At 41.1% G+C, this 14275-nt stretch carries 12 protein-coding genes; 8 read left to right on the forward strand and 4 right to left on the reverse strand.

Annotated features, from left to right (window positions below; genetic code table 11):
* Nucleotides 1-6: 6 nt before the first annotated feature.
* The 4 genes from JWR61_RS19480 (at nt 7) to JWR61_RS19495 (ending at nt 2255) form a co-directional block, all read left to right on the forward strand.
* On the forward strand, nt 7-543 hold the full coding sequence (locus tag JWR61_RS19480) for a DinB family protein (RefSeq protein WP_301929394.1): 537 nt from the start codon (nt 7-9) through the stop codon (nt 541-543).
* A 116-nt stretch (nt 544-659) separates the two neighbouring features.
* Complete coding sequence (locus JWR61_RS19485) at nt 660-848, forward strand: hypothetical protein (RefSeq protein ID WP_301929395.1); 189 nt, start codon at nt 660-662, stop codon at nt 846-848.
* A 136-nt stretch (nt 849-984) separates the two neighbouring features.
* Nucleotides 985-1767: a YoaK family protein gene (locus JWR61_RS19490; protein ID WP_301929396.1), complete on the forward strand. Its 783-nt coding sequence runs from the start codon at nt 985-987 to the stop codon at nt 1765-1767.
* Between the two features lie 194 nt (nt 1768-1961).
* Nucleotides 1962-2255 (forward strand): hypothetical protein, encoded by a 294-nt coding sequence (locus JWR61_RS19495; protein WP_301929397.1) that lies wholly within the window; start codon nt 1962-1964, stop codon nt 2253-2255.
* Between the two features lie 85 nt (nt 2256-2340).
* Here the strand turns inward: JWR61_RS19495 and JWR61_RS19500 are convergent, their stop codons facing one another.
* Genes JWR61_RS19500 through JWR61_RS19515 form a run of 4 tightly spaced genes read right to left on the reverse strand, consistent with a single transcriptional unit; the run spans nt 2341 to nt 9838 of the window.
* Nucleotides 2341-6474, reverse strand: coding sequence for a hybrid sensor histidine kinase/response regulator (locus tag JWR61_RS19500; protein ID WP_301929398.1), 4134 nt, complete (start codon nt 6472-6474; stop codon nt 2341-2343).
* 49 nt (nt 6475-6523) lie between these two features.
* A complete protein-coding gene (locus JWR61_RS19505) occupies nt 6524-6910 on the reverse strand; it encodes an Hpt domain-containing protein (RefSeq protein ID WP_301929399.1) in 387 nt (128 codons plus the stop codon).
* Nucleotides 6911-6939: 29 nt separating this feature from the next.
* Nucleotides 6940-9207 carry a response regulator gene (locus tag JWR61_RS19510; protein ID WP_301929400.1) on the reverse strand — a complete coding sequence of 756 codons (2268 nt, stop codon included), beginning with the start codon at nt 9205-9207 and terminating at the stop codon, nt 6940-6942.
* A gap of 19 nt (nt 9208-9226) precedes the next feature.
* Nucleotides 9227-9838, reverse strand: coding sequence for a redoxin domain-containing protein (locus tag JWR61_RS19515; RefSeq protein WP_301929401.1), 612 nt, complete (start codon nt 9836-9838; stop codon nt 9227-9229).
* Between the two features lie 399 nt (nt 9839-10237).
* On the opposite strand from JWR61_RS19515, the gene JWR61_RS19520 reads away from it, so the two are divergent.
* The 4 genes from JWR61_RS19520 to JWR61_RS19535 all read left to right on the forward strand — a co-directional run bounded on the left by JWR61_RS19520 (nt 10238) and on the right by JWR61_RS19535 (nt 14249).
* Nucleotides 10238-10825: a hypothetical protein gene (locus JWR61_RS19520; protein ID WP_290340034.1), complete on the forward strand. Its 588-nt coding sequence runs from the start codon at nt 10238-10240 to the stop codon at nt 10823-10825.
* Entirely contained in the window at nt 10776-11378 is a 603-nt protein-coding gene (locus JWR61_RS19525; protein WP_301929402.1) for a hypothetical protein, read from the forward strand. The genes JWR61_RS19520 and JWR61_RS19525 overlap by 50 nt, the downstream gene beginning before the upstream one ends.
* A gap of 160 nt (nt 11379-11538) precedes the next feature.
* Complete coding sequence (locus tag JWR61_RS19530; protein ID WP_301929403.1) at nt 11539-13275, forward strand: response regulator; 1737 nt, start codon at nt 11539-11541, stop codon at nt 13273-13275.
* A gap of 176 nt (nt 13276-13451) precedes the next feature.
* A complete protein-coding gene (locus JWR61_RS19535; RefSeq protein WP_301929404.1) occupies nt 13452-14249 on the forward strand; it encodes a hypothetical protein in 798 nt (265 codons plus the stop codon).
* Nucleotides 14250-14275 lie beyond the last annotated feature (26 nt).

A 14275-nucleotide genomic window follows, 5' to 3' on the forward strand; every position in this document is an offset into this window, starting at 1 on the left:
GTGAAAATGATGATGTTAAAGGAAATAACAAAAATCCATATTGATGTTGTACCTGATTTGTATGAAACGTATATCAGTCTTGTAGCAGAAGACAATCTTAATAAAGCCTTTAAGGATAGCATTAAAGATTTATGGAGGCTGGATATAGACAAACTTACCCGGCTGCATTCCAAAAATTATGCGCCCGGTAAATGGACAGTAAATGATATACTGCAGCATCTCTCAGATACAGAGCGTATTGTGTGTGCCGGTATTTTAAGATTTGTCAGGGAAGAAAAGGAACATGTAATATGTTTTAACGGAGACGAAATTGCGGCCAACGCCAATGCGTGTAATAAATCAGTAGAACGGATAATTGAAGAGCTGATTACAGTTAGAAAGGCTACCTATGGGCTTTACAGCACTTTCTGCTGCGATGATTTCTTAAAAACCGGAATTATCAGAAAGCGGCGCATTTCTATTGCTGCCATGGGCTTTAGTATTCTTGGACACCAGGTTCATCATTTAAACAATATCAGGGATAAGTATTATCCATTGTTATAAGTAAACTAAAAGGGAATATATATCATTAACAGTAAATGGATGCACTGCAAAACTGATCAGTAAAATGTTGCGGACTTACGGTCCGGAAGAAGTATACCGGGGGTATCCAAGATGCCATGAAATTCCTGGAAAAGGATAAGGTGACTGAAAGTTTTACTGGCTGCTTTATTGATAAGATGCTGGGGGAATTAGCAAAATTTAACCCGGTGAACATAGATGCACAGCTGTGGAGTAACATCTTGCTTGCAACAATTATTTTTAACCGTGTAAAGCTAAAGCTGAGCCTGTTAAATAATACAGCATAGCAAACATATACAATCTTCAGCATCAAATTGAATTTTTGAATTATACTGATTAAGCACAATCAAAATTTCAAAAAACATAACTGAACCGGGGCTTCAGGCAAGAAATATCCGGCACATAATAAATAAAAAACAGCCTATGCTAAAACATCACGGGGTACGGCGTACACATATCCATAATGTAAGGTTAGCCGTTGTATTAAGTCTCACGGCCGGTTTGGTAAATGGAGAAGGATTGCTGGGATTTTCAGTTTTAACTACCAATGTAACGGGTCATGCAGCTCTGTTTGCAGAGAATATATCCATAAAATCATGGGCCACTTCGTGGGTAATTGCCACCTGGATGTTGCTTTTTTTGGGCGGTGCATTTATCTCAGGTCTTATCATTGATGTGATTGGTAAAAATCAACGATACTCTAACCTGATACCGCTTACATGTGAATTCCTGATTCTAATTACAACAGGTTTTTTAGGAAATCATTTTACAAATAATCTGGCAGTCCGGCAATTTTTTGCTGGCAGTTTGCTGTTTGCGATGGGCATGCAAAATGCGTTGGTAACTATGATATCTAAGTCGGTGGTGCGTACAACCCACTTAACGGGCACTTTTACAGATCTGGGCATTGAGCTGGCTCAGCTAATATTTAGCCGAACTGAAAACAAACCTGAATTGAAATCGCGGATTGGGCTTAAGTTATCTATTATCACTTCTTTTATTTTCGGTGCTTTGTTGGGCGCATATGCCTTCGGGAATTTGGATTATTATTCCTTTTTTCTGCCCGCTGCAATTTTGGTTTACGCCATATTGTATGATGTGTTTCGTGTAAATGCAAAGCGCTATTACCGTAAAATGGAAAAGAAAATTAAAATCGGCACAACGGTTAGGCCAGGTACCAACGCCTGCACTAAAGAAGTTGCTTGATAAATAAGCCGGAGCTGGCAATTAGTAATATGCTTCAGGGAAGTTCATTACCTAACATGGATCAAAGATGACAATACCAGGTTGTCGGTTTCAGAGTCCCTGCACTTTGTCTTTTATTGCCAAGTTGTCGTCGGTTGTACGCCGCATACCCTCTTGATTTTTTTGATTCCCCGGTTTAAGAGCTTGTAAAAGCTGTGATACTTTTTCGGGCAGGTCCAATACAACAGGCAACTTACGCAGAAGCAGAACTACCGGAAGAAGGCTTTGCTTTTAACATCAACGGTAAACCAAGCCCCACATTTTTTGCGCCGTTCACTGCAGCAACCGATAGGGTACAAGGCACACTGGTAATAGGTATCCTCTCATTTATTCCGGCTAATATGGTTAGGGGGTACCGGGCGGCACAACCCATTTTCGCATCAATAGCACAGCAGTGGAAATTGATTTTGAACAAAAGGTGTACACGGTTAACAACGGTAGTACCGTAGATTTGTTATAAGACAATTTGCCCACTGCAATAATACAGGAGTAGCGGAAAGCCGATATAAGTGCTTTTGAACTGTCATAATTTTATCATGCTCTTTTTTTACCGGGCGTATTTTCGTTAATGATATTTGACCATTTAATTAGCGTGTTCACTACATCCCCGGGTTTTACCGGCTTGCTTAAGAAATCATCCATCCCCGCATCCAGGCATTCATCTTTGTCTTCCTTCATGGCATTGGCAGTCATTGCAATAATTACAGGTTGTAATTGCAACCGCTCCCTTATAAGCCGTGTAGCTTCCAGTCCATCCATGCCCGGCATTTGTACATCCATTAGAATAACGTCGTATTGTTGCTTTTCCACCATTCCTAAAGCCTCCAGGCCGTTCTCTGCCAGGGCAGCGTCATAACCGAGTTTGCTTAAAATTCTAAGCGCTAATTTTTGGTTGACGGCGTTATCTTCCGCGATCAGTATACGCAACGGATGATCCTTGACGAAGTCTGGCGGCAGCGTTTGTTTTACCGGCTCCGCACTGGCTGAAGATGTTGATTTTCCTCTCAATTCGTTAATGATAGCTTGGCGTAACATCTCCTGTTTAACCGGCTTTGTTAAGATCGCTTTAAATAAGCCGGCGTATATTTTATTGCGTTCATCGCCTACAGAACTTAACAAAATAATGGGAAGGCGGGGATAAAGTTGCTGAAGCTTTTGTGCCAGTTCGCAACCATCCATATCGGGCATTTGCATATCGGAAAGCAGTAAATCAAAATGTACGCCTGTTGCCATAATGGCCAATGCTTCTGCTGCGCAGGCGGCAAGCGTCGGTGCCATTTTCCAGTTTTCCAGCTGCTTTTTAAGTATGTTGCGATTTGTTAAATTGTCGTCCACTACCAGTACTTGCTTACCTTCAACGCCGGTTAGGTTATTGGTAACATAGGTACGCAACGATTGGGAGCTCGTGGTGGTCCAAATGGTAAACGTGAAGGTGGTGCCTTCATGCTCTTTGCTTTGCACATCAATTTTGCCATCCATCAGCCCTATTAATTTTTCGCAAATAATCAAACCAAGACCTGTACCACCATACTTGCGGCTCGTAGATGAATCCACTTGTGAAAAGGCTTTGAACAATCTTTCCATCTTATCTTCGGGTATACCTATCCCCGTATCACGTACCTTAAACTGTAGTTCAACAGTGCCGTCTTTTTTTGCCTGTTTTAAATGGACCGCCACGAATATTTCTCCCTGTTCAGTAAATTTGATGGCATTGCTTACCAGATTTATTAATATTTGGCGAAGTCTTAGGTTGTCACCGATAATTAGCGAGGGCACGTTGCAGTCAATTTCATACACCAGGTCCAGTCCAAGTTTGCCTGCCTTGCCTGCGAATATATCCAGCACTTCTTCAATGCAGGTGCGCAGATCAAAGTCACGGTGTTCAAGCTCCATATTCCCTGATTCTATTTTAGAAAAGTCCAGGATATCATTAATCACCGTTAGCAATGCTTCGCCGCAGGTAGAAATAGTTTTTGCATATTCCTGCTGCTCGGCAGTAAGCTGGGTTTCATTTAAAAGTGATGCCATGCCTATCACACCGTTCATCGGTGTGCGTATTTCGTGACTCATTGTAGCAAGAAAAACGCTTTTCGCCTTGTTTGCCTCCTCTGCTTCCTTTCGTGCACGTTGTTCTTCCCGGGTAGATAAAAGCAACTGGCTTGTTTGCTCTTCTACTTTTTGCTGCAGTTTATTTTTTTGTGCTCTTATACTATTAATACGAAGTCGGTAAATACCAATAATTACGCCGGCCACGGTTAATGACATCAGTGTTTTAAACCACCAGGTTAACCAAAATGGCGGCGTAATGTTCAGTGCTATCGAAATGCTTTTAACTGACCATTTGCCTTCAGTATTCAATCCTTTTACTTTTAAAATATAATTTCCGGGGTTCAGATTGGTATAGGTGGCAGTACGTTTGGTGCCTATCTCATTCCATGTTTTATCGAAACCTTCCAGCATATAAGCATATTGCTTTTTTTCTGGTACCCCATAATTCAGCGAGGCAAATTCAAATGAAATAACCGAATTATTGTAGGGGAGGGTAAGGCTATTTGTTTCTGCGATATTTTTCTTTAATGGTGAAGGGTCGTCGTTATTTTGTGCAATAGGAACATGTTTATTGAATATTTCAAAGTTGGTAAGCACCAGTGGCGGATCATAAGAATTGCTTAATATTTTATCGGGGTAGAATTCATTGAAACCATTAATGCCACCAAAATATATGGCCCCGGATTTAGCTTTGCAAAATGACCCCAGCTTAAATTCATACGATTGCAAACCATCGTCAACATCAAAGTTTTTATATTTTTTTGTGGTAGCGTTAAAACAGCATATTCCCTTGTTGGTACTAATCCAAAAGTTGCCTTTATCATCTTCTGCCATGCCAAAGATCACATTGTTTGGTAACCCGTCTGCCGAGGTGTAACTGGTAAAAAGATGTCTTTTTACATCATAGTAATTCAAGCCAGCCATTGTGCCAATCCACCAGTTGCCTGATTTATCAACTTTGGTAAAAGTAACCCGGTTATCAGTGATGCTGTTTTTGGTATCATCGTGTATGAAACTGGTAAAAACTTTGGTTTGTTTGTTGAATAACTGCAGGCCACCTCCATCAGTACCTATCAGCAAATTACCGCTGGCATCTTCCGTAATAGTTTGTATTTTCTTAGTACTGTTATTGCTGCTCCCCGTATCAAACCTTGTAAAAGAACTGGTACGCGGATTATATAAATTAAGGCCCCCGTTATAAGTGCCTACCCAAATATTTTTATCCCGGTCTTCATAAATTGTCCAGGCATTATTGCAGCTTAAACTAGATCTGTCTGACGGATTATTTTTAAAATGCCGGTAAGTATTTTTTTGAGGGTTAAACACCGTAATACCATCACCCCAGGTGCCAATCCATAGATTGCGTTCTGTATCCCTGCAAATACTCAATACATAGTTACCGCAAATACTGTTGCGGTTTCCCTGGCGGTGAATATAGTGGACAAATTTTTTGCTAACCGGGTCAAAAAGATTGAGCCCGCCGCCATCCGTACCAACCCAGATTTTTCCATCTCCACTTTCCTGCATGCACAGCACATTATTATTATTAAGGCTGCTGTTGTCTGACGTGTGTTTAAAATGGGCAAAGCGGTTGCTGTTCCTGGTCGATAAATTCACGCCTCCTGCAAAGGTGCCTACCCACATATTGTCGTCGGTATCTTTATAAATTGAATGCACAGAATTATGGCTGATACTGTTGTTATCTATCTCATCATGCAGATACCAGTAAAATTCTTTCCCGGAAGGATTATAAACGCCGAGGCCACCGTTTTCTGTGCCGATCCAGAGATTGCCGGCCGCATCGTTTGCCAGTGAAAAAATAGTGTTGGAAGACTGGGTGCCCACACCGGCTGCCACATGCTGAAAATGACGGAAAGTTTTCCTGCTTCTGTCAAAAAGATTTAATCCCCCACCGACCGTTCCTGCCCAGAGCCGCTGTTTATTATCCTCATAAATTACAGAAACATTGTTGTTGCTAATTGAACCGGTATCATTTTGCTGATGATTGAAAAAGGTAAACGTTTTTTCTTGTTTATTCAATAAGCCAAGCCCATCCTGGTAGGTACCTGCCCAAAGCTGGTGGCCGCTGTCTTCAAACACGCATCTCGCATTTATTTTATACTGCACAAAAACATTGCGTACCGGATCAAAAAAATTAAGATTATCTTCTGTACAGATCCACAAGTTGCCTGCAGCATCTTTGCTGATGTTGTTTACTATGTTGCCTGATATGCTGTTGATATTTTTTGCATCATGTTTAAAACGGGTAAACTGGTCTTTTTCTTTATCGTAACGATTTAAACCGCCGCCTCTTGTTGCTATCCATATAAATCCGTTGGCATCTTCCACAATGCCGGAAATGAAATTGTTGCTGATGCTGTTACTGTCCTTTGCATCATTCTTATAAACGGTGAATTTGTAGCCGTCATATTTATTCAGACCGTCTCTTGTTCCAAACCACATAAATCCACGGCTATCCTGCAGTATGCACAGAACGTGATTTTGTGACAGGCCCGCATTAATATCAAAGTGTTCAAATTTCAGGTGATGCTGTTGACCCATGGTGCAACAACAGCAAAGTTGTATAAACAGTAAAGGTAAAAATCGTATGGCTTTCATCAGCTTGTGTATTTAAAACGATGGGGATTGCACCCCCTGGCAGCGGCGGTTAATGCATTAATCTGGCTGCATCCATTTTTAGCCCTGATTCAATTTGGCTACAAAGATCAACGGCCGTATCAATCATTTGGGTAAGCTCATTGCCAGGCGACTCTGTTTTACCAAAAGCTTCAATATCTCCCAGCAACTGCGTCAATTGTTCTGCCTGGATGATAGCAGCAGTGCTCTTGAGTTTATGCGCTTTTGTGCAAATAATATCACCTCTTCCTGCCACGGCCGCATCTTTCATTTCTTTGATGTCTTTAGGAACCTCCTGTAATAAAACTTCCAGCATCTCCAGTAAGTATTCATCGCCATCCAGCTCTTGCAGCAGGCTCAGATCATATAAGGCAGCGGTTGATAAAACGGCAGAGGGTGTATTGCGTAAATTTTGCATTGTGGTACTTTTTTATTTGTAAATTGTTATCAGGCTATTTTTTTATTTGTAACATGGTCTTTTGCAATAACAGCCCATTTTGCAATCATATTCACCACCTCTTCCAACCTTACCGGCTTACCTAAAAAGTCATCCATTCCTGCAAGCAGGCATTCGTCTTTATCTTCTTTCATTGCATTGGCTGTCATTGCTATAATAACAGGTTGTACTTCCATACTTTGTCTGATGATCCGGGTTGCTTCCAATCCGTCCATCTCCGGCATTTGTACATCCATCAGTATCATATCAAATTGTTGCCTGGCGGTTATTGCTATTGTTTGCACCCCGTTTTCTGCAAACACTGCTTCGTAACCCAGTTTACCTAAAATTTTAAGCGTTAATTTTAAGTTAACCGCGTTGTCTTCAGCAACCAGTATTTTAAGTGGATGCTTCTTCGCAAAATCACTGGAAAGTTTTTGCACAACAGGCACCTTCTCTATGGCCATGTTTTTTGATTTATCCCTCAGTTCATTGATCATAACCTGGCAAAGCATTTCGTGTTTCACGGGCTTGGTGAGTATTGATTTAAAAAGGCCGGGATAACTTTTATTGCGGTCATCACCCACTGAACTCAGGAGAATAATCGGCAGCCTGGTGTTAAGCAGCTGAACCTGTTGTGCCAGTTCGCAACCATCCATATCGGGCATCTGCATATCAGTAAGCAGCAAATCAAACCCTGCTTCTTCTTTCAGTATTGCCAATGCTGCCGCACCGCTGGCTGCCAGCACGGGAACCATTTTCCACAACTCCAATTGCTTTTTAAGTATGCGGCGATTTGTTAAATTGTCGTCAACAACCAATATTCGCTTACCTTCCATACCGGCGATATAATTGGTAACATAGGCCCGCAGCGACTGCGTACTGGCAGCAGCTTTTATTGAAAAAGTAAAAGTAGACCCCTGATGCTCTATACTTTTCACAGCAATATTCCCTCCCATCAGGTTGATTATTTTGGCACAAATAATAAGTCCCAGACCGGTTCCACCATACTTGCGGGTTGTAGAGGAATCTACCTGTGAAAAAGCTTTAAACAGGCTTCCCATTTTATCTGCGGGGATACCGATACCGGTATCCCGTATATCAAACCGTAATTCAATCTGTCCGTCGTCATTGGTCTTAACAAGGTGAACACCCACAAATATTTCTCCTTCCTGCGTAAACTTTATTGCATTGTTTACCAGGTTTACTAACACCTGCCGCAGCCGCAGGCTGTCCCCAATAATTTGCGCCGGCACATCGTGTTCTATTTCATATACCAGGTCCAGACCGGCTTTACCAGCCTTTTCTGCAAATACATCCAGCACTTCTTCAATGCAATTGCGCAAATCAAAATCATGCGCTTCCAACTCCATATTGCCTGATTCTATTTTGGAAAAATCAAGAATGTTATTGATTACCCCAAGCAATACTTCACCACAACTGCTGATTGTTTTTGCATAGTCCCGCTGTTCATCCGTTAACTCCGTTTCGGATAATAATGACGCCATACCAATAACGCCATTCATAGGCGTCCGTATTTCATGGCTCATGGTTGCCAGAAAAATACTTTTTGCTCTATTGGCATCATCGGCTTCCTTACGTGCCTGTTGTTCTTTTAAATAGGCATTCTTCAACACCTCTTCATTTAGAAGCCGCTGTTTATGAATCAATGCTTCCTTTTCCATTTCGCCCAATTGCTGTACCTGGTCCAGTTGTATTTTACTGTATTTTTTTAGCTGATAGGCCCATAACCCACAAGTAAAAAAAATCACGGCAGCAAGTATAATATGAATGATAAATGTCTGTAGTTCCAGGGAGTTTAACTGGGTAAAATAAATACCCTCAACACCGGAGTTTTGAAGGTAGCCCAACCCGGCATGATGAAGGAGTACAAATACCATTAATGGTATTTGCAGTTTCCACTTTTGATAGGTGATTAGAACGGCGCTCCCGATAAATGCAAAAAAATGCATTTCGAATAACCCATGCATTTGGAAAATATACTGGGCCATAAAAACACCTAACACAACACTTAAAACATACTGGTACAAGTCGGATGTTGGAAGTAATTTTTTTGTAACGTAGTAAGCAATAAGGCAGGCTCCGCCCGATCCAATGGCAATAAACCATGTGTCGTAAAATGGAGCCAGTAATAAACCTGCAATAAAAAAGCATAACAGAAAATAATTCATCAGCCTGTTTGATCTGTTATTGAGTTCCTGTAAATAAACAGCAGCGGTTTGCTGATTGTGTATATGTATATTATCTTCTGACTGCATTAAATCCCTTTTTGACTGTTTATTTATTATTTATTTTACAGGTTGGCAAAGAACAGCCATAGGCCGTTAGCGCCTGCCGGTTGAATACCGGATGCGCCTGGAAGGCCAGTAAGGAATCAATTGCCATTTGTGCATAATTACTTTTAGCATCGGTACAGTAGCGGCTTTTGTTATAGTTGCCGCGATAATACAACCTATGCTGGTTATCCAATACAACGGCCTGTGGGGTAGAGTACACACCGCAAGCCGCTGCTAAAGCTGTATCCATTAATACGGGTATTGAAAGCCCATATTTTTTTTGAATCATGGCTGTTGTATAATTCTTATCGTTCGTCATAACAACCACAGCAAAGTTTATTTTATTAGCGTAGGCATTTACCAGCGATTTAAAATGAGGGACATTAAATTTAGAGCAGGGACAATCGGGATTAAAAAAATGCAGGAATAGTGGCTTGTCTGATGGGAATGAAAATGCGGCACCGGGCAAATCAACATGAGCGCCTGTGTTAACGATATGATATGAGGCAGGTACGGGCGTAGGTAAACTGTATCTCCATTCACTGTACCAAAATAATATGGAAATAAAAGTAAACACCAGAGCAAGCACACTTAAAGCCAACCATTTTTTCATTTTCTTTTCTTGAGTTTTTTTGATCTGCTTTCTGCAATCAGATAATCACTGGTATAACGCTGACACAAGATTTTATCTTGTTAGTCAGATAGCCATAGTTCTTTAGAAGCCTTTCTACAGGCGTTGATTTTAGTTAACCATATTAAGGAAATCGCATCTTTCGGGTGGTCTTTCAAAAGGTTGATCCGGTGTAGTATAATTTCTATATTTCCGGCCGGGCTCAATATTTCATGTAGTAAAGAGTTATGTCAGGATGGTAATGGGTGTTAAGTTATAAACAGATCGCGGCTTTATCGCAAACTTCAAAACATTGATCGGTTTTCCAGCTTTTTTACCATACATAAAGGCACTACCATTTTCCTGGAAAAATTCAGGAATTAAAAAATCAATAATCGTACTATGAGCAAGCCGCTTGCAAAAAGTATCAGCATTTTTTTAACCTCCGACCGGCTCGTTGCAAACAATTATTTTAATGCGCACGATCCTGCACCTATTTATATGCGGCAGTTGAACCACCAGTTTGAAGCCTATATCATGGAATCTGTTAAAGCAGCCAAAAGATATTCTGTGATATTTTATAAATTAAAATGTACCACTTCTAACGATAAGCAATATGCCGAACCACTGATGTATGCCATCCGGGGGCATTTTTTGGCTAAAAAAGAAGACCGGGAAAGAGAGTTTTCAAAATTTAAGCGGCGCAACTGGGTGTTGCTGGCGCTTAGTACGATCGTGGTAATATTGTTCCAGGGCTTGCTGCCTGTTATTTTGGATGCCCAGCATGGCCTTAATGTAGGCATCATCAACAGCCTGGATATTTTCGCATGGGTATTATTGTGGCACCCTATTGATGAACTGGTTTTTGGCTGGAACAAGTTTTTAAAAGAAATAGGGCTGTTAAATAAATTAGCTACTGCCGAATACATACTTATTGAAAATGAAAAAAATCATATGGCTGTTGATGACAGTTTCCGTGTTGTGTCATGATGCAACAGCACAATTTAAAGCCGGTTTTGAACAATATTATTTTATGAAAAATAAAACAATTGCTATTAATCCTAAAGCCTGGTATCAGGCTGATGCAGGCTGGTATATTGAAGGCCGTTATAATTATGAGGCAGCACAAACAGTTTCGGTGGTGACAGGTAAAACATTTGATTACGAATCTGATCTTTCGTGCTCAATAACGCCAATAGCGGGCGTTGTGGCGGGGGAATTTAATGGCGGCATTGTTGGTTGCAATGCATCGGCGGATTATAAAAAATGCATGTTTTCATTACAAACTGAATACGCTTTTTCCGGTGAAAACAAGCGCTGTAATTTCGTATATAGCTGGGTCGATCTGAGTTATGAAATTTCCGGTATTCTATCAGCCGGTATATCTCTGCAGAAAACCCACCTTCATCGTGTGAGTGGACAATCTGAAGCAGGCTTGTTTTTGAAAGGCGCATTTGGCAAGTGGGAGTTGCCCCTGTATATTTTTAATCCCTGTGGCAATCAAAGGTATGCGGTACTTGGCTTCAACATCTCCCTGGAATGATGACCCAATAATAATACAGCATAGAATGTCCAACAATATTTAAACAACACGCCGGCAATCAATCTGTCACTATATGAATATACCGTACAACCTTTTTATATCAACTTTACTTGTTCTATCTGCAATATTCTGGCTTAGCTGGTGGTTTAAATTATTGCTCTTGTCAATATTGTTCGTCTCTGCGATACTATATCATTTCATAAAAATACATTCATTAAAAAATCTTCGGCTGGACCTTGAAAGGCAGGTGTTGGAAAAGAATGAGCTACTGATATATTCTGCAAAAAATGAACAAAAGGCTACCGAAAAAGCACTGTTTGCAGAACGTAACAAAGGAGCCTTGCTTTCAAGAATCAATCATGAGTTGCGGACGCCTATGAACGGGGTAATGGGAATGGCGACACTACTTAACGAGACAGATCTTACAGTTGAACAGCAGGAATATGTAAATACCATCGTACAGTCCGGCGGTAAACTGATGAGTGTGATTAATGAAATAATGGTGAATGATATTTTGGAATATTCTAAAACAGAATCGGGAAGGGACCTGGAAGCAAACGATATTGATTTAAGCAACTGCATAGAAGAAGTACTGGATGTTTTTGCCGTAAAGGCAGCAACAGCAGGCATTGACTTATTGTACGAAATAAAAAACAATGTACCAAAACAGGTAATAGTAGATGTAAGACGACTGCGCCAGATCCTGATGAACCTGATAGAGAATTCCCTGAGAGTTACTTCCAAAGGTGAAGTTTTTATTGGAGTGCAGCTGCTGGCCTGTGAAGAGGATAACCGGATAAAACTGGAGTTTGAGGTACGGGATACCGGCACCGGCATGCCATCAGAACAGACAACATTTTTGATGCAATATCTCAGTGAAATGGCTACATCAGATAACAGACCGCCGGCTTCGGGAGTGGGACTGATTATTTGCAAAAAACTGGTAGCACTTATGGGCGGCGAGATGCAACTTAAAAGCGCTGAAGGAAAAGGAACGACTGTTACTTTTTCTATTTACAGCAAAGCAGGAATGCAGCCTTCCCGTTCCGCCCTGCATGCAGAATTAAATGAGCTGGCAGGCAAAAAAATATTGGTTGCAGATGACAATGCTACGTTAAGGGATTTGGTGTGCGGGCAACTGGAAAGCCTGCAAATGGAAACCACTTCAGCAGCCAGCGGGAAGGAAGCCCTGGAGATTTTAACCCAAGTTTCTTTTGATCTGATTGTTACGGATTTAACTATGCCGGAAATGAATGGCCTTGAGCTGGCACAATGCATCCGTACAAAATATCCGCAATTACCGGTGATATTACTTAACCCTGTAACCGATGAACAGTATAAGGAACATGGCGAAATTTTAGGGGCTGTAATCAGCAAACCTGTAAAGCCACGCTTGCTGCTGGACGCTATCACCAACCAGTTGCGGAATAAAAATAAAACGGAGGAAAACAAGCAAAATAAAGTACACAAATTGTCCATCAATTTTTCCAAACAGTATCCCTTAAACATCCTGATAGCGGAAGATAACCCGGTGAATCAAAAATGGACCACCAAGATACTTTCAAAACTTGGATACAACACGGAATTAGCCAATAATGGAAAGGAAGTTTTGGAACTGGTTAGTACGAGCCAGTATGACTTAATCTTGATGGATGTACAAATGCCGGAAATGGATGGTTTAGAAGCAACCCGCATGATCAGGCTCTGTCTTGAGGTGCAGCCGGTTATAATTGCGATGACCGCAAATGTAATGCAGGGCGACCGGCAGGATTGTATGCAATCAGGAATGGATGATTATATAAGCAAACCTGTTGAGTTAAACGAGTTGATGGGAATGCTTGAAAAGTGGGCTCTACTGATAAACGAAAAAAAGAACGCTGCTGTGGCAAAAAAATAGCGTCGCAAATTCGCCTTAATTCCTTAGAATATCTTCTACTCTTTTATTAGTTAAAACTCGGTATGATACCGAAGTTTTACTAGCAATACCATCATACCTATTCCGTTCTTAAATTACCCGGCATCCGCAGAAAAGTGATGCACATTCTTCTGCAGAAAAAGTGCCTGGTATTTTTTATGTACCGTCTTTTATGCTATAGCAACACAGTAAAAAAAATTAGCCGGTTCAGCTGGCTTATTTTTAGTGTATGTGTGGCAAGGGCACAGGAAGTTAAGTTGTATACCGGATGCAACATGGTGCTGAATGGCAATATCAACGTAATAGTAAATAACACCGCTTTTAAAAACAACGGCATTTTTTCGGCAGGTGGCAGCACTGTTGCTTTTATGGGAGATGCAGATACCACTATCAGTTATTTATCAGGAACCAGCAGTACTACTTTTAATAATCTTACAATTAATAAATCTGCTTACGGTACAGCCTTAAAATCTGCAGCCATAGTCAGCAATGTGCTGGCGGTAGGTGGGGGCAATCTATATGCCGATAGTAACCTAACATTAAGATCGGATGTCAACCTTACCGCAAGAGTTGCACCAGTTGCGGCGTCAAGTCAAATTATAGGTAAAGCAACTGTAGAAAGATATATTCCCGGAAAAAGAGCCTGGAGGCTGATGACCGCTCCTGTTACCAGTTCAAATACGATATACAATACATGGCAGGATCGTGGCGCCGATATTCCTGGTATAGGGCTGTTAGTAACAGGACCAAATCCTACCGGGTCTTCTGGAAATGGGTTGGATGTAAGTGCTCAAAATTCAGTTTCAATGAAAACCTGGAATTACAGTACGCAGGCTTTAGTAAATGTCTTAAATACCAAAGTGCCTATTTCTGCCGGTAACACCGGAAGTGCCGTCAATACCGGGTATTTTATATTCATAAGGGGTGACCGTAACCCTGCCAATACGTGTACCTGAACTTTTACAAACACAACAGTTAGCTG

Source organism: Ferruginibacter sp., assembly GCF_028288465.1.
In the GTDB taxonomy this organism is placed as follows: Bacteria; Bacteroidota; Bacteroidia; order Chitinophagales; family Chitinophagaceae; genus Ferruginibacter.